This is a genomic window from Candidatus Polarisedimenticolaceae bacterium (genome assembly GCA_036275915.1).
GTDB lineage: Bacteria > Acidobacteriota > Polarisedimenticolia > Polarisedimenticolales > DASRJG01 > DASRJG01.
Genome location: DASUCV010000009.1, coordinates 254,182 through 278,435 on the forward strand (window position 1 = coordinate 254,182; position 24,254 = coordinate 278,435).

The window sequence follows — 24,254 nt, forward strand, 5'->3', positions numbered from 1 at the left end:
CTAGCACCGCGGATCGACGTCGCGTTCAGTCTCGGTTCAGGACGGCTTGGATCGCCTCGCCGAGGCTCGCGAGGAAGCGCGCGCGGTCGGCGCGGGAGAACGGCGCGGGTCCTCCGGTCGCGGCGCCCATCTGACGGAGCTGCTCCATGAGCTCGCGGCTGGCGAGCGCGCCGCCGATCGAGTCTTCGGTGAACAGGCGTCCGTCCGGCGCGATGACTCGCGCGCCCTTGCTCAGGGAGCGAGCGGCCAGCGGAACGTCCGCCGTGATCACGATGTCCCCCAACTTTGCGTGCTCCGCGATCCAGTCGTCGGCGGCGTCGAGCGCCGACTTCACCCGCACGTGACGGATCCCCTGACGTGCGGGGACACGCAGCGGGCCGCCGGACACGACGACGACCTCGACCCCCCGGCGGAGCGCGATGCGGTAGACGTCGTCCTTGACCGGGCAGGCGTCGGCGTCGACGAGGATCGACGGCACCTACCGCCTGTCCTTCTTGACGGGCGCGTGCCGGTCGAGAATAGCGTCGACGCGCGTGCGTCCTCCTCCTCCTCCTCCGCCGCCGCCGCCGCCGCCGCCGCCGCCGCCGCCTTTGCGATGTCGGCCGCCCGGGCGCTGGGCGTGCTGCGGCGCGGCCTTCGGCTTTCCCCGTCCACGGCGCGCCGCGGCGAGCCTCTCTTGGATCGGGATCTCGAGGCGGCCTTCCGGCTTCTTCGCGTAGTCGAAGCCGGGAAGTGTGACGCGCGGAAGCCTCTTGCCGAGGGCGCGCTCGATCGCCTTGAGATCGTTCTCCTCGTCGGGGGAGACGAAGGTGAACGCGTCGCCCGTCGCCTCGGCGCGCGCCGTGCGGCCGACGCGGTGGATGTAGGCGTCGGGCTCGGCCGGGACGTCGAAGTTGACGACGTGCGAGAGGTCCTCGATGTCGATCCCGCGCGCGACGATGTCGGTCGCGACGAGCACGCGGCTGCGTCCGGACTTGAAGCCTTCGAGCGCCTGCGTCCGCTGGTTCTGGCTTCGGTTGCCGTGGATGCGCGCCGCGGGAATCCCCTGCTTCTCGATCGCCTCGGCGAGGCGGTTGGCGCGATGCTTCGTCCGCGTGAAGACGATCGCCTCGGAGATGATGTCGCGGCGCAAGAGCTCGATGAGGAGCGCGGGCTTCAGCTCCCTCGGAACCGGATAGACCGCTTGCGTGATGCCGACCGCGGGCGCGGACTTGCGCTCGAGGTTCACCGACGCCGGGTTCCGCAGGATCTCGCGGGACAGCGCGACGATCTCGGCCGGCATCGTGGCGGAGAAGAAGAGCGTCTGACGCTCCTTCGGGATCCGCTGCAGGATCCGGCGCACGTCGGGGAGGAAGCCCATGTCGAGCATGCGGTCGGCTTCGTCGAGCACGAGCACCTCCAGCGACGCGAGGCGCGCGTACGGGAGACGCATGTGATCGAGGAGCCGCCCGGGCGTGGCCACGATGACGTCGGCCCCGGAGCGCAGCGCGTGCTCCTGCGGGCCCATCCCGACGCCGCCGATGATCGGCGCGCCCGTCACCCCCGTGTGCACGGCGAGATCCTCGAAGTGCGCGTGGATCTGCGCCGCCAGCTCCCGCGTCGGCGTGAGCACGAGCGCCCGTGAGACGCCACGCGGCTTGTTCATGAGCCTCTGGAGGATCGGGAGCAGGAACGCGGCGGTCTTGCCGCTTCCGGTCATCGCGGTCGCCAGGAGGTCGCGCCCGGCGATCGCCGGCGGGATCGCCTGCTCCTGGACCGGCGTCGGCTTCGCAAAGCCGAGGTCTTTGACGGCCCGGAGGAGCTGCGGGTGAAGCGACAGGCTTGAGAAGGCCACCGGCTGAGTCCTTTCGACGGGAGGGGGAAAGCCCGGATGCTAGCGCGTGCTCAGCGCGAAGAGCAAAGGGAGGCGACCGCCGCGGCGGGCTCGTTCGGGATCCGGAGGGCGGTGAGCCGAGGCGCGGCACGGACGTTCGCCAAGAACCGCGCGGGGGTCAGCGGTGCTCCGACCGCATTCTCGAGCTCGCGGAGCGGCGGGCACGCGAGCGCCCGGCGCGCGAGCCGGAGCTGACCCATCACCGCCTCGTCGGGGTAGCTCTCCTCGGGCGGAGCGTAGCGCGCGTAGGTCCAAATCTCGCCGATGCGCTTCTCGTGCCCCGGGCGGCCGCGCGCCGTCAGCGCGATGCGGCCGGCCATCGGGTCCGCGAGGCCGAGCATGTCGACGATGTGGACTTCCGGCCCCGAGAGATAGCCGATCACCCCGATGACGGGAACCGCTGCATAAACCGTGGCGCCGGCATCGGCGCGGAGCGGCGCCGTCTCGTCGGGCCGATCGAACGGATTCAAGAGGAGGACGCGGCGGCCCTCCTTCGCCAGGCCGGCGAAGCGGGCCCCGTGGCGGCCCAGGACGCATCCGAGATAGTCGTCGGCTTCGACGGGGTTCGCTCGATGGGTGGTGTTGACGTAGTAACCGCGCTCGTCGGCGATCCCTTCGCCGCCGATCTTGCCGGGATAGGACACGCGCAGCGCCGCCGCGCAGACGACCGCCCACAGGACCACCGCGGCGGCCGCGATCACGCGCTTGCCGGAAACCCTGACCGCGGCCGCCGGGAGCAGCGCGCAGAAGAGCGGGATGAGCAGCATCCGTGCGTGCATGAAATCGCCGCCGACGCGCACGACGAAGAGCGCATGGAGCGAAGCCGCGACGAGCGCAGCGGAGGTCCACGACCTCGACGCCTTGGCGGGAAGCGCGAGAACGGCGAGCAGGAACAGGGGCAGCGGGAGCAGGTAGGGAACGATGAAATCGGACAGGTAACGCCAGCCTTGCGGCCAGTTCGCGAGCGCCGCCTCTTTCGCGAGCGCCGTGTTCGGCACGAGCGACGCGTAGTAGCCCATGCGGACGATCGTGAGCGCGACCGGAAGCGCCGCCGCCAGCGCGCAGGCCGCCAACGCTCGCCAGGGCGCGCGGCGCGCCCCGGGCGCCACGAGGACGAGGAGGAACACGGCGCTCTCGATCGCGCAGTCGGGCCGCACCAGCGGTCCCAACCCGAGCAGGAGCGGAAGCCACACCGGCCGCACCGGGTTGTCGTTCCCGCGGCGAGCGAGCGCGAGCCAGACACCGCCGAGCCACGCGACGGCGAGGCCGTTCTCGAGCCCCGAGGTCGCGAAGTCCCACGCGGGAGGAAGCGAGGCGTAGACGAGCGCGCCGAGCGGAATCAGCGACCCTTCGCCGCGCGTCGTGAGAGCGGTGCCGTAGGTCGCAGCGATGAGACCGGCGAGGGTCAGCAGCAGCGCAAGCGCGCAGGCTTCATCCTCGAGACGGAACGGCGTGAGCTTGTCCGCGACGGCCAGCAGCCCCACCCAGAGCGGACTGGTGGCCGCCTCCACGCGCTCGCCGGCGTTGAACACCGGCCCGTTCCCCGCCTCGATCTGATGGACGACCCGCAGGTCGATGAATCCGTCGTCGCTCGTCCAGCGACGCCGCCACGCCATCACCGCGAGCAGCAGGATCGGGATGACGAGGAGACGTCGTCGCACGCGGCCGCGAAGATACTCCTATTCCACGACGCGGACGGCGGCGACCCGGCGCCGGATCCTCTGGGAATCGAGATCGACGAGCCTCCCGTCGACCATGTTCTTGACCCCGCGGCCGCTCGACTCCAGGCCCCAAACCTCCGCGAGATAGGTCGTGTCCCCGATCTCGACGAACACGAGCCCGGAGACTTCGGGGTCTTCCCTTTCGGGAATCTGAGTCGTGTCGCACAGGAGCTTCTCGCTCCCGTTCTTGGCCCTGACCGTGAGAGCGTTCGGGCTGATCGAGCCGGCGACGTCGATCAGGTAGTCTCCCGGCGGGAGGACCTTGTTCCCGACGTGGAAGGCGAACGGCACGTTCGCTTCGACCGGCCCCGACCAGCGGGCGAAGAGCGAAGACGTGAGGGCGAGAGCGATCGCGATCGGAACGGTTCGAATCTTCATGGTCACCTCCGTGACCCCGCTCACGGTGATGGTCCCACGGATGGCGGCGACGCGCCGCGCGCGATGCCCGCAATCGGCCCGATTCAGGGATTTGCCGTCGCGCCCTTAGGGAGATCACCGAGGCGGAAGACCGCCGTCGTCTGGTTCTCGACGAGCATGACGAGCTGCGTTTGCAGAAATGCGATGAACAGCGATCGATCGCGGTCGAGCGCGGACTGCGGGTAGAGACGGTCGTCGAGCAGGGGGAAGAGGAGCTGCTGCTCGAAGTACTGGTTCGCGGCGTCCTTGCGTACGACGACGTGGGTCACCCCTTGCGCACGCAGCTCGTCGGCGAATTTCTTCGCGTCGCCGGCTTCGCGCAAGCGCGCGAGCGACGCCGGCACCTCGTAGTTCGAGTCCGCGATGACCTCCCGATCGAGAAAGAAGAAGCGATTCTCGAACATGCCGAGCACCTTGCCGCCCGGCGGAACCGCTCCGTTCAAAATCGCGCAGAGGTCGAAGTTCGTGTTGCGGCCGAGCAGCTCGTCCCGTGACGACGTGAAGAGGGCGGCGCGCGACACGCCCTGCGCGGGCTCGACCGGGACCGCGATCACCTGGAGGGCGCCGGCGGCCATGACGACCGCGGCCGCGGCGGCGACCAGCCGAGGGCGCCCGGCGAACCGCGCCACGGGAAGCATCGCGGCGATCGCCATCACGGGGACCCACGCGACGAGGAACCGTCCGACCTCGCCGCTGACCGCCCAGCCGGCGCATCCGAGGAGCGTCATCGCCAGGATTCGGCGCGAGCCCGGCCGATAGCTGCGCGGCATCAGGAGAGCGGCGAGGATGAGCGCGAGCATGACGGCCGAGAATCCGGGCCTCAGGAAGACGTCGCGCGCCGCGACCATCTCGAACGGAAGCCGGAGCGCGTCGCCGAGACTGCGGTGCAGGAGCGAGAAGTAACCGAAATGGCGCGAGAGGTGCAGCACCTGGACGTCGCTCAGGCCGCGTCCTCCGAACAGACGGTAGGCCATCGGATAGACGGGATCGCCGGTGAGCATGAAGCTCTTCACGAGCCACGGGGCGACGAGCAATCCGAACGGCACGAGCATCCGCACCGCAGGGCGAGCGGCGGCGAGGAAGATCGCGGCGCTGAAGATCCATCCTTGATACTTCGCGCCCGCCGCCGCACCGCAGCAGATTCCGGCGAGCACGAGCCATCGACGCTCGCCGTCCCTGACGAACCGGAGGAGCAGGGTCGCCGCCGCGAGGAGGAACGTCGCGATGACCGGCTCGACGTAGCCGCGGCCGAGGTGCCACTGCACGATCGGATTCGAGACGAAGAGAAGCGCGGCGAGCCCGCCGAGACCTCGGCCCAGCTCGTCGCGCACGACCGAGCGGAGCCCGATGAGCGTCCAGAAGTTGAAGAAGAGGTTGAGCGCTTTGGCGGCGGTGAAGTCGCCCCACGCCATCGGGTAGGTGTACAGCAGCTCCACGAGATGGGGCATGTTCGCGTACATGCCCGGCTGATACGTCATGGCGTGATGCGCGAGGTAGAGCTTCGGGAGCGCCAGGTGGTAGACGTTGTCGTCGTGCTCGAGGACCGGCGCCAGCGCGAGCGGAATCGCGGCGATGACGACGGCGGCGGCGACGAAGAACGCAGCGTCGTCGAGGTTTGGCGAAAGGGATCGCCACGGCTTCGCGCGGAGAAGATGGACGGCGCCCGAGAGCGCCGGCACCCCGGTCAGAAGAACGAGCGCCGGCCGGTAGAGGAGATGCATCGCGCCCAGAGCGAACGCCGCATAGCCGAGCACGACGAACCCGAGAACCGCGGCAATGAACGCGGAGGTGAGCCGCGGGGAGATCCTTCGGCCGATCTCCCATGCCGCCAGATGGCACGCGGCGGCGGCCAGGAGGTTGCCGAGATACGCCGCGAGGTCGTGGAGCGACATGGCGGCCGCATCTTATCGAGGCTTTGCCTCGCGGCGTACGCGGCCGGAGTCGGGCTCGCGTACGCCTGCGATCAGCGGATCAATGCGGGGGATATTCGGCGAACTGCGGTGCGCTTCCGCCGATCTCGTCCCACGGCGCCTTGTAGGCGACCTGGCAGTGGAACGCCGGCATGAGGGCCACATCCTTGAGGACGCCGGCGCTGACGTAGTACGTCTCGCCGCCGTCGGCGTAGATCCCCGAGCCGCAGTTGCTGCAGAAGTAGCGGTCGGCGAATTTCTCTTCGTGGTACTTCTTGACCAGCTCCTTGCCGCCGGTGATCTTGAACCCCGACGCGGGTGCGACGACGACCGTCGCGCCCTGTCCGGTCCAGCGCGTACAGCGGGTGCAGTGGCAGGTCCCCAGCGCGCCTGCGCTTCCCACGTCGAACGTCACCTTGCCGCAGAGGCACTTGCCGTGGATGACATCGCTCATCGACTCTCCCTTTGCGCGCCATGAAGCGCGACGGGCGATCCTACAACCAGAAGCATCGAACGTCGAACCGTCACCGGCTCTCCTTCTTCTCGCGGGCTCGGTCGAGGAAGACGGAGAGCGCCCAGGCCACGAGCGAGACGACGATGCCTCCGAGGAACGCCGCGCCGAACCCTTCGACGTGGAACCCCAGCCCGAGCGACGTCGAGATCCAGCCGGTGAACCACAGCATGAACGCGTTGATGACGAGGAGGAAGATCCCGACCGTGAGGAGAACCGCCGGCAGCGACAGCAGCGTCACGATCGGCTTGACGATCGTGTTGACGACGCCGAAGACGAGCGCGACGCCCAGGAGAAGGACCGGATTCCCCTCGAACGAGATCCCCGGGATGAAATGCACCGCGACCCACAGGGCCGCGGCGTTGATGAGCAATCGCAGGAGCAGACGCATGTTCGCCTCCTCGAATAAGGCGAACAGCATAGTGCAAGCACGTGCGCGTCAGGAGCCGGGCTCGTAGACGCGGCGAACGGAGACCGTGCGCGAGCCCTTCGGTATCTTGAGCGTGCGCGTGACCTGAAGGAGCGGTTTCCCATCGTCCAAGGGAACGAGGGTGTAGGTCTCCTCGAACGTCTCGCCCGACCCGAGCGTCGTGGCTTCGTGGAGCTTCTCGCCGTCCCACTGGATCTGGGATTGCGCGGTGGTCCCGAATCGATCGTCGAGATGCGGCTTGCCGTCCGCCTGCCAATTCGTCATGCGCCCGCCGGTCTCGACGATCTGGAACATGCTCTCGTGCTGCGCGACGACGATGCTCTCCGGCATCTCTCGCATGAGCGACATCGCCGCCTCGATCACGGCACGATCGGGCTCGGCGCCGCGCGAGCCCGACGAGCTCCTGCCGCCGGAGCCCCCGTGGCCACCGCCGCCACCCCATCCACCTCCGCCGACGCCGCCGCCGTGGCCGCCGTGACCTCCGTGGCCACCGCCGTATCCGCCGCCACCGCCACCTTCGCCGCCTTGCTCGTTCTCGACTTGCGGGGTATGTGCCGCCGGCAACGTCGCCTCGGGGTCATCGCTGAGCTTCGTGTTGAGCGTCCAGCTTCCGGCGAACGGGCAAGGAGCGACTGCCGTTGGTGGGGTGAGGTTGGCCGAAACGACCGTGGTCCCGTCGGCTTGCGCGGAGGAGAGGACGCAGACGGCGAACGCGCTGCCGACGATCCATCTCAGCATGTGAGTCTCGCTCCGGCCCCCCGGAGTCGTGCACCAGCTTCCTACCGGGCGCTTAACGGCCTACGAACCGGGCGCGAGCTCCGGAGCCCGGTAGATCTCCTGACCGTCGAGGAGTGTCAAGAGAACGCGCGTGCGCCCGATCTCGTTCGGAGGAATCGCGAAGAGGTCGTGCTCGAGAACGACGAGATCGGCGGCCTTCCCTGCCTCGATCGTGCCGGTCTCCTTCTCGCGGAAGTCGATCCACGCGCCGCGACGCGTGTAGCCCTCGAGCATCGACTCGAGACTCACGCGCTCTTCGGGGATGAACGAGGACACGGTCGCGGCGTCGGGATCGCTGCGCGTCACGCCGACCTGGATCGCCGGGAGCGGATCGACGGTGGTCACCGCCCAGTCGCTGCCGAAGACGACGGCGGCGCCGGAGCGCGTGACGCTCCCGATGGGATAGATCCAGCGCGAGCGCTCGGGGCCGAGGATGGGAAGGGTGAGGTTCGTGATGTACGGATCCGCGAAAGCCCACAGCGCCTGGAAGTTCGCGACGACGCCGAGCTTCGCGAAGCGCGGGATGTCCGCCGGGTCGATCAGCTCGAGGTGCGCGATCTGGTGGCGTGCGTCGCGCACGCCGTTCTTCGCCTGCGCGCGCTCGAACGCATCGAGCGTCATGCGCACGGCGCGGTCGCCGATCGCGTGGACGTGCACCTGGAAGTGCGCCCGATCGAGCGCCTCGACCAGATCGTTCAGCGCGTCGGGCGTGTAGCGCGGGAGTCCACGCGCGCCGGTCGGGTCGCCGAGATAGGGCTCGAGGAGCGCCGCGGTGCGCGATTCGATGACGCCGTCGGCAAAAATCTTCGCGGAGCTCGCGGTCAGGCGTGGACCGCGCGTTCGGGCGCGAAGCGCCTCGAGCTTCGCAACTTGCCCCGGTCCCGCCTCCGGGTCGGTCTCGAGAGCGACGGAAACCTTCGCGGTCAGCTCGCCGGCGTCGGAGAGCTTCTGGTAGATCCCGAGGATTCCCTCGCTCGCATCCGCCTCGGTGAACGACGTGATGCCGTGGCTCGCCATCTCGTGCAGCGCGCGGCGAAAGCCTTCGGCGACCTCGGCGAGCGGCGTCGGGGGAAGGTGCTCCTCCACGAGGCCGGCCGCCGATTCACGCAAGGTTCCCGTCGGCTCTCCGGTCTTGGGGTCGCGCTCGATCCGGCCGTCCTGAGGATCGGGCGTGTCGCGCGTGACTCCGGCGATCGCGAGCGCCGCGGTGTTCACCCAGGCCGAGTGGCCGTCGGACGATGCGATGAGGGCCGGCCGGTCGCCGACGATGGCGTCGAGATCTTGCCGCCGCGGCCCTTCGGGGAAAACCGGGAGTTGCCAGCCACGGCCGCGAAACCAGTTCTTCTTCGGGTCGGCGCCGGCGGGGATCGGATGATCGTGCGCGCAGCGACGGAGCGTCTCGAAAGCCGCCTCCGGCGTCGCGCACTGCGCGAGATCGCACCAGCTCAGCTGGACGCCGGCCTCGACGGGGTGCACGTGCGCATCGTGGAAGCCGGGGAGCAGCATGCGGCCGGCGAGCGAGACGACGCGCGTCGAGGGGCCGATCCAGCGCCTCGCTTCGCCGTTGTCCCCGACGAAGACGATGCGGCCGCCCAACACCGCGACCGCCTCCGCGCGTGGCCGCGCGGGATCGGCCGTATAGATCGTCCCGCCACGGAAGAGCAGATCGGCGGCATCATGAGTCGCGATCTGTGTCGAGGCACCGTCGCGGCGGGAAACGCCAGGCCCGGTGCAGGAGGCGAGCAGGACGAGGACCGTCGTCGAGGCGAGCCGTCGAGCGAGCTGCATCCGTTCAGCATAGTAGGTGCCGGGCTACCTCGTCACCGTCGCCCAGAACGGCAGGTACCTCTTCGCGTCCTTCACGCCTTGCTCGGTGACGAGAGTCCCCGTCACGTTGAGCTTCGTCAGCTTCGAGACCTGCTTCAGGTGGACGAGGCCGGCGTCGGTCACCTTCGTCCCCGAGACGTTGAGGCCGGCGAGGCCCGGAAGCCGGCTCACCTGGGCGAGACCGGCGTCGGTGATGCCGTCGTTCGACAGATTGATCGACTCGAGCCGTGACAGACCCGCGAGGTGCACGAGACCCGCGTCGGTCACCTTGGTGTCCGCGAGGTTGAGGGTCGTGAGGCCCGAGAGCGTCCCGAGGTGGACGAGGCCGTCGTCGGTGATCGCCGTCCCCTTGAGACCGAGATACTCGAGCGACGTGAGCTCTCCCAGGCGTGCGAGGCCGCCGTCGGTGATCTTGGTCCCCGAGAGGTTCAGGACACGCAGAGCCGGTAGGGTCTTCATGACCTCGAGCGCTGCGTCGCCGGTCGATGCTCCCATGAGGCCGAGGCCGTGGAGGTTGGGCAAGCCCTCGAGCGCACGGACGTCCTCGTCGGTCACGGCCGCGTTGCCGAGGCTCAACTCTTCGAGATCGCGAAGCCGGGCCAGCATCGGGATCACCATCGCGAGGTTCGTCGCCTTGTCCAGCCCCACGCCGACGATGCGCGAACCTTGGCGCTTGACGGTGCCTCCGGCGGCCTCGATCGCCGCCTGCGGCGTACCCGGCGCCGGCGCGCTCGCGCTCTCGGGCTTGCCTCCCGTCGGCGGAAGCCGGAACTCCACGTAGTCCGAACGGACCGGGCGCACGAGGCGCTCATCGCCGGGATAGGGCTCGTCCCTGAGGTAGTAGCTCACACGAACCCGGCGGTCCTCCGGGTAATAGAAGGCGTGCCAGAACGTGCGCATCGGCGGACGGGAGGGATCCGCCGCCTGCGACATCTGCGCATCGACGTTCTGATGGAAGCCGCGGATCGTCTCGTCGTCGAGCCTTCCGGCGGCCAGCTTTTCCGTGAGGTACGCGTAGCGCTTGCACGTCGACCTCGCCTTCTCCGCCGAAGGAGGCTTGCCGTCCTCGAGCTGCTTGTGAAGGGTGAAGTTCGTCATGACGAGCGGCTGGCCCGGGTTCTCGACGATGTACTCCTTGTTGTGGACCTCGGAGTACTCCCACACGAACGCGTTGCCGTTGCGGTCGGCGATCAGGTAGTGCACCGGGACGTACTGGTAGTACTGCTTCGTCGCCTGGAGCGCCTGCTTCGCTTCGTCGACCGTGGCGCAGGTATCGAGGAGCAAGCGCAACGTCTGGAGCTCGCTCACCCCGACCGCGGGCTCCCGCGTCGGCTCCGTCTTCGCGTGGCTGAAGATCTCGTCGTCCATCGCCAGCGTGACGGTGAGCCCTTCGGAGTTGATGCCGTCGAGCACCCCGCTCAAGAGATCGTAGGCGACCATCGCGATCGAGGCGTATCCGCGATCGGGATGCAGCTCGAGGAGGTACGGCCGCGCCGTCGGATGCAGCATGCCGGGCGGAAGGAAGCCGAAGCTGAGCGCGCCGGTCGTGAAGTCGTAGTCGCGGCTCACGACGCTCTTGCCGTTCGCGGTCGATGCGGGCGGCAGATGCGCGATGGAGCATCCGGCGCGCAGATCGGTGTATCCGAGGCTCGTGAAGTCCCAGCCGTCGTCGTCGATCGACTTGCCGAACGCCGCGGCGACGCCCCGCATCCGCTCGAGCAGGATGGGATCGTTCCGCTCGAGGAACTTGCGCATCGCGCGCGCTTGCACGGGATCCTTGGCGGCCGGGAGTCGCACGCCGTAGCGTTCCTTCCCGAGCTCCGCGAGGGCGCGGCCGATCTGCTCGTTCGTCCCCCGCAGGACGAGGTGGCGCACTTCGAGGGAGTCGCTCGGTCCGCCGGCGATGACACGATCCTCCTCGATCACGCTCCCCGACGTGGCGGGAGACGAGCAGCCGTGGAGGCCCGCGAGCAGGACGAAACCGAGGCACGGGATCGCTTCCGCGAGGCGGCGAACCATGGATGCACCTCCTACTTGCTTTTTGACCCTAGGTCAGTATCATAACCAGTGGTTATGACACGTCAAGCGGAAATTCGCTCCCCCCGCGAGCGCTACCGGGACCAGCTCCGGCGCGACATCCTCGACGCCGCCCGCGAGGCGTTCGCTCAGGACGGCTACGAGGGGGTCTCGATGCGCAAGCTCGCCGAGAAGATCGGCTGCTCGCACGCCAACCTCTACCTGCACTTCAAGGACAAGGAGGCTCTCTTCGAGAGTCTGGTCGAGGAGAGCTTCGACCGGTTCGCCGACGGCCTCCGCAAGCAGATCGAATCGGCGAAGGGCGGCGATCCGGTCACCTTGCTGCGGAAGGCAGGACGCGCCTACGTGGAGTTCGGCGTCGCGAACCCCGGCGTCTACGAGTTCGCGTTCCTCATGCGCCGGCAAGGCGTGAGCAAGCCTCACGTCAGCTACGAACGCCTGCGATCGCTCGTGCAGCGCTGCGTCGACGAGAAGCGATTCCGCCATGCGAACGTCGATGCCGCGAGCCAGGCGTTATGGGCAGCCGGCCACGGGATCGCATCGCTTCTGATCCTTCGACCCACGTTCGCCTGGTCCGATCGGCGGAAGCTGATCGGCCAAGTGATCGACTCGGCGGTGGACGGCCTCCTGGCCTGACTCAGCCGTGAATCTTCACCTTGCCCACGACGCTCTGGAGGACGATCGCCGGCCCGCCCGACCCGAGGATGGCGCGGTAATCGGCCTCTCCGGCCTCGACGAGACGAAGCCCCGGGACATCGCTCTCGACATGGCCTGCCACGCTGTGCGCCTCGAGCTGTGCGTCGGTCGACGGAGTGACCTCGAGATCGATGCCGCCGGTGACGCTGCTGACGCGGATCCCGCGGTCGCCGATGCCGGCGACGCTGAGCTCGAGACCGCCGGCGATGGAGCTCATCCGCGCCTCACGCACGCCCGCCAGCTCGACTCGGCCCGCGATGCTCTCGAGCTTCAGCATGCCGTCTGTGGCGCCGACGCGAAGCGAGCCGGCGATCGTTCTCAGGCTCAAGTCGGCGCTGCGCGGCACGGTCAGCTTGACCTGCTGCGATCCGCGGACGTTGTCGCACTTGCTCTCGGTACGGATTTCGACCTTGGTCGGTGACGGCTCGATCACGACCGCGCCACACGCGAGGTCCTCCTTCGTCGGCGCCGAGCGGACGATGTCGACGTCGACCTTGCCGTCCCCACCGATCGCGATCTCGACCGGCCCGGCGATCCGCGAGACGTCGACGGTGCCCCCGTCGGCCAGATCGAAAGTCTTGGAGATGTGCTCTTGCTCCGTCGCGGCGGCGGGGAGTGCCAGAAGCGCGGCGAGAATCAACGACCCGGTGTGCCTCATGAGAACCTCCTCGTTCGGGTAATACGACCCTCGAGGGTGGCCGGTTCGGTCTTCTCAGCAATCGGCGCAGTGGTCCTCGCCGCGCCAAGCCTCCAATCCCTCACGACCGATGAAAAACGTCATGATCAGAGCCGCGACGGGGTCGGCCCACCACCAGCCGAAGGCGGCGTTGAGGGCCATGCCGCTCAAAGCGGAGAGCGAGAGCCACCAGCAGGCCGTTGCCTGGAACGCGTCCGCTTCGAGCGCCCGGCTCTCGAGCGCCGCGGCGGCTCGGCGCTTGGCCCGAGCGAGCCAGATCATGACGAAGAGGGAGATAACCGTCAGAACGATTCCTACCGCCGAGGGATGCGGCCGCTCGCGGGTCCAGAGCGTCCACGCGGAGTCGGCGACGATGTAGCCCGCGAGGAGAAACAGCGACGCGCCCACGAGCCGTTGCGCCGGCCGCTCGAGCCGATCGTTCTCCGATCGTAGGCGCCAGATCATGACCCCGGCCGACGCGCTCTCGATGAAGCTGTCGATGCCGAAGCCCATGAGCGCGACGCTACCGGCCATCGCCGCCGCCACGACGGCGATCAACCCCTCGAAGAGGTTCCATGCGACCGTCAGGTATTCGAGGCGCAGGGCGCGAGAGATCAGTGCGGCCCGGTTCGCCATCACATCTCGAACCGTTCCCACTCCCGCAAAGTCCTTCAGCTGAGCCCGTTCTTTGATACGGTCGTCATGACGTCCACGAACCGGTCCAGCTCCTCGGGCGTCGTGTACACGTTCGGGGTGACGCGGAGGCCCTGGAACTCGTCGTGGATGATCGGGACGACGAAGATCTTGTGCTGGTCCATGAGGTGGCTCGCGAGCTTGCTCGTGTCCACGCCGTCGATCTTCACGTTGGCGATCGCGCAGGACTGCTTGCCGTCCAGTGCGGTGTTGAACCGAACGTTCGGCAGCGCCTGGAGTCTTTCCGCCCAGGAGTGGGTGAGATAGCGGAGGCGCGCTTCCTTCCGCGCGGCGCCGATGCCGTTGTGGAAGAGGATCGCCTCGCCGATGGCGAGCTTCATGGCGGCCGAATGCGTGCCGATCTCTTCGTATTTCCGGATGTCGCCGGCTTGCGTCTGATCGGCCGCCATGAGCGGCCAGATCTTGGCGATCTTGTCCTTCTTGACGTACAGCAGGCCGGTGCCGATCGGGGCGCCGAGCCACTTGTGAAGACTCGTCCCGAAGTAGTCGCAGCCGAGGTCGGCGCGCTTGAAATCGAAGTGCGCGAACGAGTGCGCTCCGTCGACGATCGTCTCGATCCCCTTCGCGCGCGCCATGTCGCAGACCGCCTTGACCGGCGTGATCTGCCCGGTGATGTTGATGACGTGCGAGATGAGGATCAGCTTCGTCCGCGGGGTGATCCCCGCCTCGAACGCCTCGGCGATCTTCATCGGGTCGGCCGGCGCGATCGGCACCTTGATCAGCTTCAGCGAGAGCTTCTCGCGCTGCTCGCGCTGCCGGAGCGTCGTGAGCATCCGCGGATAATCCTGCGTCGTCGTGAGGATCTCGTCCCCCGCCTTGAAGTCCATCCCCATGAGCAGGGTCTCGAGCGACTCCGAGGCGTTGCGCGTGATCGCGATCTCTTCCCGGTCGCAGCCGAAGATTCCGGCGAGCCCGGTCCTGACGCTCTCGCACTGGGGCTCGAGGATCTGCCACATCGTGTACGCCGGGAGATCCTCTTGCTGCCAGGTGTAGCGCGCGAACGCTTCGGTGACGATGCGCGGCGACGGGCTGACGCCGCCGTTGTTCAGGTTGACGATCCCGCGCGTGACCGTGTACGCCTGCTGAACCGTGAGCCAGTAGTCTTCGTCGGCGGCCGCCTGCGCGGGAGTCAGGTGGGCGATGCTCGCCGCGGCGGCACGCACGTCGTCGAGGAGACCGCTCACCGTCGCCGAGGCCAGCGCGGCGAGGCCGACGCCCCGGCCGGCCTGAGCGAGAAAGTCGCGGCGATCCATCGGCGTCGATCCTAGTACAATCCGTTCTCTCGATGCGTTTCTTCTGCGCCGCCGCGCTTGCGCTCTTGATGTTCTCGTCGTCCTCGGCACAGCTGACGGAGGCGAACGCCGATCGCTTCGCGAAGCTCGCGCTCGCCTGCGTGCAGAAGGAGTATCCGAACAAGATCGCGCACGTCCTGAACTCGCCGGAGGATGTGAAGGCGCCCCACGAGCTGACGCCGGCCTTCTACGGCTGCTACGACTGGCATTCCTCGGTGCACGGGCACTGGCTGCTCGCCACGCTGGCGCGTCGCTTCCCGCAGGCGCCCTTCGCGTCCGGCGCGGTCGCCGCGCTCGAGGCGAACATCACCCCCGCGCACGTCGCCACGGAGGTCGCCTACCTCGATCGTCCGGGCAACGAGACGTTCGAGCGACCTTACGGGCTGGCGTGGCTGCTGCAGCTCGCGTCGGAGCTTCGCGGCTGGAACACGCCGGCCGGGCAAGCGCTCTCGTCCGCGCTCGCGCCTTTGGAGCGTGCGGTCGTCGGCCGCCTGAGCGCGTGGCTGCCGAAGCTCGCGTACCCGATCCGCGAGGGCGAGCACGCTCAGACCGCATTCGCGTTCGGCCTGATCCTCGATCACGCGCGCGCGAGCGGCGACAAGACGCTCGAGGCGCTCGTCACCGCCAAGATCAGGGACTTCTACGTGAAGGATCGGAGCTGCCCGATCGACTACGAGCCGTCGGGGCAGGATTTCTTGTCCCCCTGCCTCGCGGAGGCGGACGTCGTGCGGCGCGTGCTGCCTCCCGCCGAGTTCGCGAAATGGCTGACGGCGTTCCTCCCACGCATCCCGCAGACAGCGTCCGCCGCCTGGCTCCCGATCGGCGTCGTCACCGACAGGAGCGACGGGAAGCTGGCGCACCTCGACGGCTTGAACCTCAGCCGCGCGTGGATGCTACGTGGGATCGCCGCCGGCCTTCCGCCCGCCGATGCGCGGCGGAGAGCGCTCTTGGCCGCTTCGGAGGTGCACGCGCGGAGCGGCCTCGCCGCGGTGACCGGCGAGCACTACGAAGGCGGACACTGGCTCGGCAGCTTCGCCACCTATCTCCTCACTTCTTCTCCTTGAACGGAGTCCGCCACAGCACGCTGCCGCTGTCGTCGAAGAGCACGAGAGACGCCGACGGACGCCGCAGCTCCTCGCTCCCTTCCTGATTCTGGAGCGCGATCGAGCCTAGGGACGCGCGCACGACCCCTTCGTCGTTGGAGAGATCGAGGAAGGGAGACTCCCATGACCGCAGGCCCAGCTTGGCGCGGACCACACCGTCGCTGCCCGCGAGCGCCAGGTAGGGACCCGCGTCGGCCGATGCGGCGAGCTGGGCCGCGAGCCGGCCATCGCGATCCGTCAGGGACACGCCGACGCCGCCGTCCCGCGCGACGGTTGCATGGAGGCCGGATTGGCCGCGCTCGCCGGCCAGCTCGAGCGTGGGGACGCCTTCCGCGGTCGTCTGGATCAACGCGCGCACCTTGCCGGCGGGGTCGAGAAAGCTCAGGGCCGGCTCGCCGGTCGGGAATGCCATCAACATCGAGCGGGGGTGGCCATTGCCGTCGAAGAGCGCGATCCGCGGTGCGCCACCGGCGCTGGTCAACGACAGCCGCTCGGTCCCATCCGGATCGGTGAAGCCGACGCTGGGCGTGCCCGCCGTGCTCGTCCGCACGACGAATCGCGTCGCGCCGTCGAGATCGGCGATGTGGAGGCGCGCCGTATCGTCGGGCTGCAACTCGAGCCCGGCGACCGACTTCCCCCGACGCGACAGGAGCGCAACGCCGGGGGCGCCGGTCGCGGAGAGGGCGAGATGGGCGCGCGGCGTCCCGGTCGGGTCGGAGAGCACGACCGATGGAGCGCCGTCGTCGCCCACCTGCAGCGCGGCCCGCACCTTGCCGTCGGCGTCGTTCAAGCTGAGGCGGGGCGAGCCCGTGTCCGTCGTGACCTCGAGCAGCATGCGCGTCGTGTCGGTCGCATCCCGGAAGGTCAGCTGGGGCCGGCCGTCGAGCGCGAACCCGAGCCGGACGCGCACGCGGCCGTCGGCGTCGAGGAGGTGGAACGCGCTCGCTTCCGAAACCGGGGCGATCACACGCGGCGCCGCCTGGGCCGCGAGCAGCAGGAGACAGGCGATCGCGAGCGTCGCGTGAACGGTCCACCGGAGCCGCCGGTTCTCGCGCTCGAGACGATCCACGCGGTCGATCAACGAGTCGTTCATGATGGCCTCCTCCGCGTCATTATCGGATAGGCTGGCGCCGCATGACGCCGACGACCCTTCTCAGCCCCGCCGAGATCGACGACGCGCGCGAGCGGATAAGGCCCTTCCTTCCGTCGACGCCCCTGCGCCGGTCGTTCGCGCTCGCGCCCCACGACGCGTGGCTGAAGCTCGAGTGCTGGCAGCCGACCGGCTCGTTCAAGGTGCGCGGAGCGCTGAACCACCTTCTCTCGCTCACCGAGGACGAGCGGCGGCGCGGCGTCGTCGCGGCCTCCGCGGGCAACCATGCGCTCGGGATCGCGTGGGCCGCCGAGACGCTCGGTGGCCGTCTCCCGGTCGCGCTCTTCGTGCCCGTCGGCGCTCCGCGGGCGAAGCTCGAGAAGCTGCGCACGTATCCGGTGTCGATCCACGAGTCCGGGGCGACCTACGAGGATGCCCAGGACGCTTCCATGCTCCATGCGGAGGCCGAGGGCGCCCACCACGTGCACGCGTTCGAAGATCGACGGACCGCCGCGGGACAGGGCTCGGTCGGACTCGAGATCCTCGAGCAGCTCCCGGGGGTCCGTCGCATCGTGGTCCCGGTGGGCGGAGGAGGTCTGATCTCGGCGATCGCGGTCGCCGTCAAGGAGCGAGCGCCGTCCGTCCGCATCGTCGCCGTGCAGGCCGAGGCCTCACCCTCCTTGTCGGAGTCGCTCGCGCGGAACGAGCCACTCCTCCGCTACGCGGCCCGGCCGACGCTGGCGGACGGAGTCGCCGGAGGGATCGGCGACATCGTGTTCCGGCACCGGCACCTGATCGACGAGGTCGTGAACGTGCCGGAGTCCGCGATCGAGCAGGCGATCGTGGAGCTTCTCGCGAAGGATCAGGTGCTGGCCGAAGGCTCCGGTGCCGTCGGGGTCGGCGCTCTGCTCTCCGGCCGCCTCGCGGCGAACGGCGGGCGCACCGCGGTCGTCGTGAGCGGAGGCAACATCGACATCGCGCACGTGGCGCGCCTCACGAGCGCGCGACGATGAGCTAGCGCGCCGGCGCCGTCTCCTTCGGCGGCAAGGGCTTCGGCATCGGCTTGCGCGGCAGCATCTCGGGGCGCGTCGCCGCGTCGTAGACGACCGACGCGAGAATCGCGGCCGCCTGCATGAGGTCCGCCGCCTGCACGTGGTCGTAGACGTCGACGTTCGAGTGGTGCGTTCGCGTCGAGTAGTCGAGGGGATCCTGGATGAACTGGAACCCGGGCAGCCCGACCGCGTCGAACGGAAGATGGTCGGTCCCGCCGGTGTCGTGAATCGAGATCGTCTTCGCGCCGAGGTCCTCGAACGGCGCGAGCCACGCCGCGAAGATCGGACGCATCATGTCGTTCCCCTGCAGGTAGACCCCCCGGATCTTCCCGGTGCCGTTGTCGATGTTGAAGTACCCCGACAGCTTCGCGTGCTCGGGGAGCGTGCGCATCGTGACCATGTCGGCGAAGTGCTTCGTCACGTAGCCGCTCGAGCCGAGGATCCCCTGCTCCTCGCCGGTCCAGAGGCCGAGGCGCACGGTGCGGTCCATCTTGAGTCCGAGGGTCTTGAGGATCCGCATCGCCTCGAGGACGACCGCCGAGCCCGCGGCGTTGTCGGTGGCGCCGGTGCCGGAGTGCCACGAGTCGAGGTGCGCGCCGAGCATCACCACTTCATCTTTCTTCGAGCCGCCTTCGATCTCGGCGACGACGTTCTTCCCGTCGAGGTCCTTCTCGTCGAACGTCGCCTCCATGTCGAGCGCGATCCTCACCGGGATCTTCTTGTCGACGAGGCGGCAGAGCCGGTCGTAGGACTCCGGGGCCAGCGAGATCCGGGGAGGCGGGATCGGCGCCCCGTCTTCGTACGAGCCCGCGGCCTCGGCGAAAAGGATGCCCCCCATGCCGCGCGAGTCGCCGGAGAGGACGGCCGCCACGCCTTCCTCTTTGAAGAAGGTGTTGAGGCGGTCGCGCGTGTGCCGGAGACGGTCGGACAGGTCGTTCCTGACCGCGAACGGCGCCGAAGCGAAGAGCTGCTCCCTCTTCTTGGGATCGTCGGGGAGACTCGTGATCGGCCAGTGGATCGGCAGCGCGGCGATGGGCTCCGGCGCCTTCTGGAGGTCGCCGAGCTCCTTCTCGTCGAGACGGTGGGATTCGGCCTCCGTCGGGAGCGTCATCTCGCGGGGCTCGGTGAGAAGGACGAACTTCCCATGGAGCTTGCCCTTGTTGTCGGCGATGTACTTCGTGATGTGCGCGTCGAGCTTCGCCGGATCGCGATCGTCGCGCTTCTCCATTTCCTGCGCGCCAAAGAGCACCGCCACGACCGGCTCGCCGCTCACGACCCCATTCGTCCCCGACGACCACGCGAGCGGCACGCCCTGCAGCGGCGCATACACCGGCGCCTCCAGATTCATCGTGAACCGCTTGAGCGACCAGCCCCGGCCGAACTTCCCCCACGTCTCCTGGTGGGCGTTGTCGATCCCCCAGGACTTGATCGTCCTGACCGCCCAGTCCGCCGCCGCGCGCTGTCCCGGTGAGTTCGTGAGCCGCGGCCCGTTGGCGTCGGTCAGGAAGAACAGATGCTCCATGACCTTCGAGCCGCGGAACGCTTCGTCCTTGATGCGGTGGACCGTCGCGAGATCGACCTTCTCGTCGCCGGCGAGCGCCGAGACGGGAAGAAGCGCGATGAGGAGCGCGACGGTGCGTCGCGCGAGGTACGAGCGTGATTGAGTCATCGAAAGCCCCCGGACGCCGGCCTTGCGGCGGGCACGAGGCGCGAGACTAACACGCTGCAATGGTGGGAGGCCGTGGGTGACGCCGCCGTCGCCCACGGCCGACGATCAAAGGAGACCAGCGTCCCCTCTAGGCGCTCGGCGTCATCCCCATCGCCGCCGCGACCTTCTTGCGCACGGCTCGGCGCACGACCCGGGCGACCTTGCGGACCCGGCGAGCCTTCCTGCGGGTGGTCCTGCGGCCCGTGCGGGCCTTCTTGCGGGCGGTCTTACGGGCGACGCGACCCTTCCTGCGCGTGACCTTCCGGGCCACGCGGCCCTTCCTGCGTGTGACCTTTCGCGCCACGCGCGCACGCTTGCGCGCGACCTTTCGGCCGGCGCGGCCCTTCTTGCGAGCGACGCGTCGTGCGACCCGACCGGCTTTTCGAGCTACCGCCATCGAATCCTCCCGCCTTCTTTCGAAGGCTCGTACCCGCGCGCGGCTGGATGCATCGTGCGGTGTCTGATCGTAACAGCGAATGGAGGATTAGGACTGCCTCGCCAGCGAGAAGTAATGCTTCGGGTGCGACGGGGCGTACAGCTCCTTGAAGTAGATGCCGGCGCGGCGAACGCCGCGGCGGCCATGATCGCGGGCATGAGCATGGACGATCCCCCTCGGTGGGGTAATACGTCCCGCTCGCGTTTTCGTTGCCGTCAGAGCGCGACGGTGAGCGCCTCGCCTTGCATCACGAAATGCAGCGCCGCGCCCTTCGTCCGCGAGATCTGCAGATCGTAAGTCTTCGAGAGGTAGGTCTTCTTCGCGCCGTACACCTTGGCGGTGAGCCGGTGCGTCCCCGCCGCGACCTGGATCGGATCCCACGTCGTGGTCTGGGAGATGAACAGCAACGGTTTCTGGAACGGCTCGTTGAAGATCGGGGCGCCGTCGAGCAGGACGACGAGGTTCCCCTGCCTCAGCGTGCTCTTGATGCTGATCGTGATGGGAGTCGTCGGCCCTGCGGCCGTCGCGGCCGGCTTCGCCGTCGTGCTCGCCGCGGGGGTCGCCGGCACGGCGGCGAGCGGCGTCGCCGTCGAGCACGGGCCGAGCGCCGGGCTCGCCGTCGTCTGCCACTCACGAATCGACCGAGCCGGCGCCGGCGCGGATCCCGGCGCCGCGGCCGGCGTCGCCAGCGTGGCTCCTGCAAGCGTGCGTCCGGTCGGCGCGACCGCCGGATTCGCTGCGGGCGCGACGGGCGCGGGTGGCGCCGGCGGCGCCATCCACTCGCGAATCGATTGGGCCGGAGGCTTGGGGGCGTCGGGCTGATCGCCCGCGTGCGACGGCGATATCGTCGTGCCCAGCGCAAGCATCGACAGACCGGCGAGCATTCTCGTGCGGAGCATGGTGAGGTCCTCCCGTACGCGTCGAATATCGGCGTCCGAAGGGCGCCGCGCAGCCACGCTTTTCTTCACCGCGAGTTCAGGTTCGTTATCGAGGCGGGGTGTATTTTTGTGATTGGGCATCAGCACCTCGACGCCCCCGGCAATAGCGCATCGTCAGGGTCGTCACACGCGGATGCCGGGATGACAAGCGAACTTGACAACCCCTGCGGGCGCCTCTACGATGCCATGGAAAGTTGACTTGACATGGCGACGACGATTCAAAACCGGGTCCGGGACCTCCGCACGGCTCGCGGGTGGACGCAGCAAGAGCTGGCGGATCAGGTCGGCGTGTCGCGGCAAAGCATCAACGCGATCGAGTGCGAGCGCTACATTCCGAGCCTTCCCCTGGCGCTGACTTTCGCGCGGGTCTTCGCATGCTCGACCGACGCCATCTTCACGTTGTCCAGGAAGAAGGGATCATGAGCCTCCTAGAACGGTTCGTCGACGAGAGATTCCTCACGCACCGGTTGCGCTCGACGAGCATCGCCGGAATGGCCGGAGTGCTGACGGCGTGGGGCATCTTCATGTACCGCTATCTGGCGCAGAGCCGCTTCAGCGCCGATCTGTTTGCCGTCATCGCCGTCATGGCGGTCGCGAAGCTGGCGGCGATGGCCTGGTTTTACTCGAGACACTGAGGAGAACACCGTGATCCAGAACCCACGCACGATCTTCCGTCTCGCGATGGCGTCGCTCTTGGTCATGCTCGTGTGGCCGAGGGTGGTCGGTCCATTCTTGAAGCTCGGCACCGACTGGAGCGACGGCCTTCGCGGCCTTTTCCTCGGGCTGACGATCGGCTTGCTCTTCGTCTCGATGCGGCTGAAATCGCGCGGGCAGCGAGAGCAACGACCCTAGGTCCGCCCCGCCCACGAATACCCGCTCTTCGACAGCGGCAGCTTGCGGACCCGCTCGCCGGTCGCGGCGAAGATCGCGTTCGTGATCGAAGGCAGTACCGGAGGCAGCGCCGGCTCGCCGAGGCCGGTCGGCGGGTTGTCGCTCTCCAGGAAGTGCGCGTCGATCGCCGGCGGCGCCTCGGACATGCGCAGCGGCATGTACTCGGGGAGGCTCCCCTGCACGGCGCGCCCGCGGTCGAAGGTGATCTCGAGCCTCATCACCTGGCTCAGGCCGTCGATCACGGAACCTTGTACCTGCTGCGTGGCGCTGCTCGGATTGATGATCGGCCGGCCGATGTCCATCGCGACCCAGACCTTGTTGACGCTCACCGCCTTGTTCTGATCGACGCTCAGCTCGGACACGATGGCGCAGTAGCCGTAATGGCAGAAGTGGCCGGCGATACCGAGGGCGGTTCCGTCGGGCAGCAATCTCGCACCCCAGCCCGCCTTCGAGGCCGCCAGTTCGTACACGCCGCGCATGCGCTTCGGGTTGAAGCGCGCCAGGGCGTTCCCGCCTTCTTCTTCCGGGAGCGGGGTCGCGTCGAGCATTGCGAGGCGGAACTGGAGCGGGTCCTTGCCGGCCGCGGCGGCCAGCTCGTCGAGGAACGATTGGATGACGAAGCAGATGCCGTTGTCGCCCGGCGCGCGCAAGGCGCCGGTGGGGACGCCGAGCGGCATGACGGAGGAGTGTAGGGTGAAGTTCGGGATGAACCGCGCCGGGAACTGATCGCCGCCCATGCCCGCGGAGCGTGCGAAGCGCTCGCCCTCGCCGAAGCTGATGAAATGGTCGCGCCAGGCGACAGGCTTGCCGGCCGCGTCGACACCGGCCTTCAGATAATGGAAGCCGGCCGGGCGATAGAAGTCGTGACGCATGTCGTCTTCGCGCGTCCAGAGCAGCTTCACCGGGGCCTTCATCTTCTGCGCGATGGCCGCGGCCTCGACCATGTAGTCGTTGTTCAGCCGGCGGCCGAAGCAGCTTCCCATGCGCGTGAGGTGGATCGTGATGTCGCTCTCGGCGACGCCGAGCGTCTGCGAGACCAGCTCCCGGCCGCTTTGCGGTGTCTGCGTCGGCGCCCAGATCTCGAGCTTCGATCCGTTGAAGCGCGCGGTGCAGTTCATGACCTCCGCCGAAGCGTGCGCGAGGAACGGGTAGAAGTAGGCAGCTTCCACGGTCTTCGCGGCGGAGCCGAGCGCGGCGTCGACGTTGCCGTCGCTGCGCAGCGTGCGCGCGGGCGGCTTTCCCGACAGCTCCTCCGCGCGGCGCGCGAACTCGTCGGTGCTCTGGTCGGTCTTGGCGCCTTCGTTCCACTTCACCTCGAGCTTGCCGCGGGCCTTCTGCGCCGCCCACCAGCTGTCCGCGACGATCGCGACGCCGCCGAGCAATCCCGCGAGCCCGGATTGGCCTTCGATGACGAAGGCGCTTCTCACGCCCGGCATCGCCTTGATCGCGTCGAGGTTGGCCGAGACGACCTTCCCGCCGAAGACCGGGCACTTCTCGAAGACGGCCGCGAGCATCCCCGGCACGACGACGTCGATCCCGAAGAGCGGCTTGCCGGTGACGATCGCGAGGTTGTCGACGCCCGGAGTGGGGCGGCCGATGATCGTGAACGCCTTCGGGTCTTTGAGCGTGAGCGTCGCGAGATCCGGCGGCGACAACCGTGAGGCGCTCGCCGCAAGCTCGCCGTACGTCGCCGCGCGCTTCGTCGGGCGGTGCGTGACGTGGCCCCCGGCCGTGGTGCACTCGGACTCCGGCACCTTCCACCGCTGCGCGGCGGCGCGGACGAGCATGAGGCGCGCCGCGGCGCCCGCCTGGCGCATCGGCAGCCATTGGTTCGGCACCGCCACGCTGCCGCCGGCGAATTGATCGCCGTATTTCTCGTCGTAGTCGGCCTGCTCGACCCGGACGTCCTTCCAGTCCACGTCGAGCTCGTCGGCGATCAGCATCGGCAGCGTCGCCTTGATGCCCTGCCCGACCTCGGGGTTCTTTCCGATGATCGTGATCGCCCCGCCGGCGTCGATGCGCACGAAGGCGTTGAGGATGGAGGACGAAGCGGCCGAATCCTTGGCGAGCGTGTGGACGCCGAGCAGCATCCCGCCGCCGGCGATGGCGCTGACTTTCAGGAACGTGCGACGCGGGACCGCTGTGATCTCCACGG

24 protein-coding genes are annotated in these 24,254 nt (G+C 68.6%); 6 read left to right on the forward strand and 18 right to left on the reverse strand.

Annotated features, from left to right (window positions below):
• Nucleotides 1-25: 25 nt before the first annotated feature.
• The 10 genes from VFV19_08030 to VFV19_08075 all read right to left on the reverse strand — a co-directional run bounded on the left by VFV19_08030 (nt 26) and on the right by VFV19_08075 (nt 11,485).
• Entirely contained in the window at nt 26-478 is a 453-nt protein-coding gene (locus VFV19_08030) for a YaiI/YqxD family protein (protein HEX4824249.1), read from the reverse strand.
• Nucleotides 479-1,834, reverse strand: a complete 1,356-nt coding sequence (locus tag VFV19_08035) for a DEAD/DEAH box helicase (GenBank protein ID HEX4824250.1) — start codon at nt 1,832-1,834, stop codon at nt 479-481. It lies immediately after the preceding gene.
• A 50-nt stretch (nt 1,835-1,884) separates the two neighbouring features.
• Entirely contained in the window at nt 1,885-3,534 is a 1,650-nt protein-coding gene (locus tag VFV19_08040) for a hypothetical protein (protein ID HEX4824251.1), read from the reverse strand.
• Between the two features lie 18 nt (nt 3,535-3,552).
• A complete protein-coding gene (locus tag VFV19_08045) occupies nt 3,553-3,972 on the reverse strand; it encodes a hypothetical protein (GenBank protein ID HEX4824252.1) in 420 nt (139 codons plus the stop codon).
• Nucleotides 3,973-4,055: 83 nt separating this feature from the next.
• Nucleotides 4,056-5,903, reverse strand: a complete 1,848-nt coding sequence (locus VFV19_08050; GenBank protein ID HEX4824253.1) for a hypothetical protein — start codon at nt 5,901-5,903, stop codon at nt 4,056-4,058.
• A gap of 79 nt (nt 5,904-5,982) precedes the next feature.
• Entirely contained in the window at nt 5,983-6,375 is a 393-nt protein-coding gene (locus VFV19_08055; GenBank protein ID HEX4824254.1) for a GFA family protein, read from the reverse strand.
• Between the two features lie 70 nt (nt 6,376-6,445).
• The gene (locus tag VFV19_08060; protein HEX4824255.1) at nt 6,446-6,823 is read right to left on the reverse strand and encodes a phage holin family protein; all 378 of its coding nucleotides are present in this window, start codon (nt 6,821-6,823) and stop codon (nt 6,446-6,448) included.
• Nucleotides 6,824-6,871: 48 nt separating this feature from the next.
• Nucleotides 6,872-7,600, reverse strand: a complete 729-nt coding sequence (locus tag VFV19_08065) for a hypothetical protein (protein ID HEX4824256.1) — start codon at nt 7,598-7,600, stop codon at nt 6,872-6,874.
• Between the two features lie 60 nt (nt 7,601-7,660).
• Nucleotides 7,661-9,427 carry an amidohydrolase gene (locus VFV19_08070; GenBank protein HEX4824257.1) on the reverse strand — a complete coding sequence of 589 codons (1,767 nt, stop codon included), beginning with the start codon at nt 9,425-9,427 and terminating at the stop codon, nt 7,661-7,663.
• A 24-nt stretch (nt 9,428-9,451) separates the two neighbouring features.
• Nucleotides 9,452-11,485, reverse strand: a complete 2,034-nt coding sequence (locus VFV19_08075; GenBank protein HEX4824258.1) for a C45 family autoproteolytic acyltransferase/hydrolase — start codon at nt 11,483-11,485, stop codon at nt 9,452-9,454.
• A 54-nt stretch (nt 11,486-11,539) separates the two neighbouring features.
• Between VFV19_08075 and VFV19_08080 the strand changes: the two genes are divergently transcribed.
• Complete coding sequence (locus VFV19_08080; protein ID HEX4824259.1) at nt 11,540-12,139, forward strand: TetR/AcrR family transcriptional regulator; 600 nt, start codon at nt 11,540-11,542, stop codon at nt 12,137-12,139.
• A gap of 1 nt (nt 12,140) precedes the next feature.
• On the opposite strand, the gene VFV19_08085 is transcribed toward VFV19_08080, so the two are convergent.
• The 3 genes from VFV19_08085 to VFV19_08095 are packed head-to-tail and all read right to left on the reverse strand — an operon-like array spanning nt 12,141 to nt 14,842.
• Nucleotides 12,141-12,857 (reverse strand): hypothetical protein, encoded by a 717-nt coding sequence (locus VFV19_08085; protein HEX4824260.1) that lies wholly within the window; start codon nt 12,855-12,857, stop codon nt 12,141-12,143.
• Nucleotides 12,858-12,911: 54 nt separating this feature from the next.
• Complete coding sequence (locus VFV19_08090; GenBank protein ID HEX4824261.1) at nt 12,912-13,511, reverse strand: cation transporter; 600 nt, start codon at nt 13,509-13,511, stop codon at nt 12,912-12,914.
• Nucleotides 13,512-13,546: 35 nt separating this feature from the next.
• Nucleotides 13,547-14,842 carry an aminotransferase class V-fold PLP-dependent enzyme gene (locus VFV19_08095; GenBank protein HEX4824262.1) on the reverse strand — a complete coding sequence of 432 codons (1,296 nt, stop codon included), beginning with the start codon at nt 14,840-14,842 and terminating at the stop codon, nt 13,547-13,549.
• A 32-nt stretch (nt 14,843-14,874) separates the two neighbouring features.
• On the opposite strand from VFV19_08095, the gene VFV19_08100 reads away from it, so the two are divergent.
• Entirely contained in the window at nt 14,875-15,945 is a 1,071-nt protein-coding gene (locus VFV19_08100) for a DUF2891 domain-containing protein (protein ID HEX4824263.1), read from the forward strand.
• Here the strand turns inward: VFV19_08100 and VFV19_08105 are convergent.
• On the reverse strand, nt 15,929-17,077 hold the full coding sequence (locus VFV19_08105) for a hypothetical protein (protein ID HEX4824264.1): 1,149 nt from the start codon (nt 17,075-17,077) through the stop codon (nt 15,929-15,931). The genes VFV19_08100 and VFV19_08105 overlap by 17 nt on opposite strands.
• A 41-nt stretch (nt 17,078-17,118) precedes the next feature.
• On the opposite strand from VFV19_08105, the gene VFV19_08110 reads away from it, so the two are divergent.
• Nucleotides 17,119-18,087 carry a threonine/serine dehydratase gene (locus VFV19_08110; protein ID HEX4824265.1) on the forward strand — a complete coding sequence of 323 codons (969 nt, stop codon included), beginning with the start codon at nt 17,119-17,121 and terminating at the stop codon, nt 18,085-18,087.
• A gap of 1 nt (nt 18,088) precedes the next feature.
• On the opposite strand, the gene VFV19_08115 is transcribed toward VFV19_08110, so the two are convergent.
• The 3 genes from VFV19_08115 to VFV19_08125 all read right to left on the reverse strand — a co-directional run bounded on the left by VFV19_08115 (nt 18,089) and on the right by VFV19_08125 (nt 21,169).
• Complete coding sequence (locus tag VFV19_08115) at nt 18,089-19,795, reverse strand: M20/M25/M40 family metallo-hydrolase (GenBank protein ID HEX4824266.1); 1,707 nt, start codon at nt 19,793-19,795, stop codon at nt 18,089-18,091.
• Nucleotides 19,796-19,922: 127 nt separating this feature from the next.
• Nucleotides 19,923-20,231 carry a hypothetical protein gene (locus VFV19_08120; GenBank protein HEX4824267.1) on the reverse strand — a complete coding sequence of 103 codons (309 nt, stop codon included), beginning with the start codon at nt 20,229-20,231 and terminating at the stop codon, nt 19,923-19,925.
• Nucleotides 20,232-20,485: 254 nt separating this feature from the next.
• Entirely contained in the window at nt 20,486-21,169 is a 684-nt protein-coding gene (locus tag VFV19_08125) for a hypothetical protein (GenBank protein HEX4824268.1), read from the reverse strand.
• 243 nt (nt 21,170-21,412) lie between these two features.
• Here VFV19_08125 and VFV19_08130 point away from each other — a divergent pair, with 243 nt between their 5' ends.
• The 3 genes from VFV19_08130 to VFV19_08140 are packed head-to-tail and all read left to right on the forward strand — an operon-like array spanning nt 21,413 to nt 22,060.
• Nucleotides 21,413-21,631 carry a helix-turn-helix transcriptional regulator gene (locus tag VFV19_08130; protein HEX4824269.1) on the forward strand — a complete coding sequence of 73 codons (219 nt, stop codon included), beginning with the start codon at nt 21,413-21,415 and terminating at the stop codon, nt 21,629-21,631.
• Entirely contained in the window at nt 21,628-21,843 is a 216-nt protein-coding gene (locus tag VFV19_08135; GenBank protein ID HEX4824270.1) for a hypothetical protein, read from the forward strand. Before VFV19_08130 ends, VFV19_08135 begins: the two co-directional genes overlap by 4 nt.
• A gap of 10 nt (nt 21,844-21,853) precedes the next feature.
• Nucleotides 21,854-22,060 (forward strand): hypothetical protein, encoded by a 207-nt coding sequence (locus VFV19_08140; protein HEX4824271.1) that lies wholly within the window; start codon nt 21,854-21,856, stop codon nt 22,058-22,060.
• On the opposite strand, the gene VFV19_08145 is transcribed toward VFV19_08140, so the two are convergent.
• Nucleotides 22,057-24,252: a xanthine dehydrogenase family protein molybdopterin-binding subunit gene (locus VFV19_08145; protein HEX4824272.1), complete on the reverse strand. Its 2,196-nt coding sequence runs from the start codon at nt 24,250-24,252 to the stop codon at nt 22,057-22,059. The genes VFV19_08140 and VFV19_08145 overlap by 4 nt on opposite strands.
• Between the last annotated feature and the right edge of the window lie 2 nt (nt 24,253-24,254).

Bases quoted from the DNA above. Each gene is read 5' to 3' on its own strand.
- VFV19_08105 (HEX4824264.1), bottom strand. From the start codon at position 17,077: ATGAACGACTCGTTGATCGACCGCGTGGATCGTCTCGAGCGCGAGAAC.
- VFV19_08080 (HEX4824259.1), top strand. From the start codon at position 11,540: ATGACACGTCAAGCGGAAATTCGCTCCCCCCGCGAGCGCTACCGGGAC.
- VFV19_08110 (HEX4824265.1), top strand. From the start codon at position 17,119: ATGACGCCGACGACCCTTCTCAGCCCCGCCGAGATCGACGACGCGCGC.
- VFV19_08090 (HEX4824261.1), bottom strand. From the start codon at position 13,511: ATGGCGAACCGGGCCGCACTGATCTCTCGCGCCCTGCGCCTCGAATAC.
- VFV19_08100 (HEX4824263.1), top strand. From the start codon at position 14,875: ATGCGTTTCTTCTGCGCCGCCGCGCTTGCGCTCTTGATGTTCTCGTCG.
- VFV19_08070 (HEX4824257.1), bottom strand. From the start codon at position 9,427: ATGCAGCTCGCTCGACGGCTCGCCTCGACGACGGTCCTCGTCCTGCTC.
- VFV19_08050 (HEX4824253.1), bottom strand. From the start codon at position 5,903: ATGTCGCTCCACGACCTCGCGGCGTATCTCGGCAACCTCCTGGCCGCC.
- VFV19_08075 (HEX4824258.1), bottom strand. From the start codon at position 11,485: ATGGTTCGCCGCCTCGCGGAAGCGATCCCGTGCCTCGGTTTCGTCCTG.
- VFV19_08120 (HEX4824267.1), bottom strand. From the start codon at position 20,231: ATGGCGGTAGCTCGAAAAGCCGGTCGGGTCGCACGACGCGTCGCTCGC.
- VFV19_08095 (HEX4824262.1), bottom strand. From the start codon at position 14,842: ATGGATCGCCGCGACTTTCTCGCTCAGGCCGGCCGGGGCGTCGGCCTC.
- VFV19_08060 (HEX4824255.1), bottom strand. From the start codon at position 6,823: ATGCGTCTGCTCCTGCGATTGCTCATCAACGCCGCGGCCCTGTGGGTC.
- VFV19_08115 (HEX4824266.1), bottom strand. From the start codon at position 19,795: ATGACTCAATCACGCTCGTACCTCGCGCGACGCACCGTCGCGCTCCTC.
- VFV19_08055 (HEX4824254.1), bottom strand. From the start codon at position 6,375: ATGAGCGATGTCATCCACGGCAAGTGCCTCTGCGGCAAGGTGACGTTC.
- VFV19_08085 (HEX4824260.1), bottom strand. From the start codon at position 12,857: ATGAGGCACACCGGGTCGTTGATTCTCGCCGCGCTTCTGGCACTCCCC.
- VFV19_08130 (HEX4824269.1), top strand. From the start codon at position 21,413: ATGGCGACGACGATTCAAAACCGGGTCCGGGACCTCCGCACGGCTCGC.
- VFV19_08065 (HEX4824256.1), bottom strand. From the start codon at position 7,600: ATGCTGAGATGGATCGTCGGCAGCGCGTTCGCCGTCTGCGTCCTCTCC.
- VFV19_08135 (HEX4824270.1), top strand. From the start codon at position 21,628: ATGAGCCTCCTAGAACGGTTCGTCGACGAGAGATTCCTCACGCACCGG.
- VFV19_08125 (HEX4824268.1), bottom strand. From the start codon at position 21,169: ATGCTCCGCACGAGAATGCTCGCCGGTCTGTCGATGCTTGCGCTGGGC.
- VFV19_08045 (HEX4824252.1), bottom strand. From the start codon at position 3,972: ATGAAGATTCGAACCGTTCCGATCGCGATCGCTCTCGCCCTCACGTCT.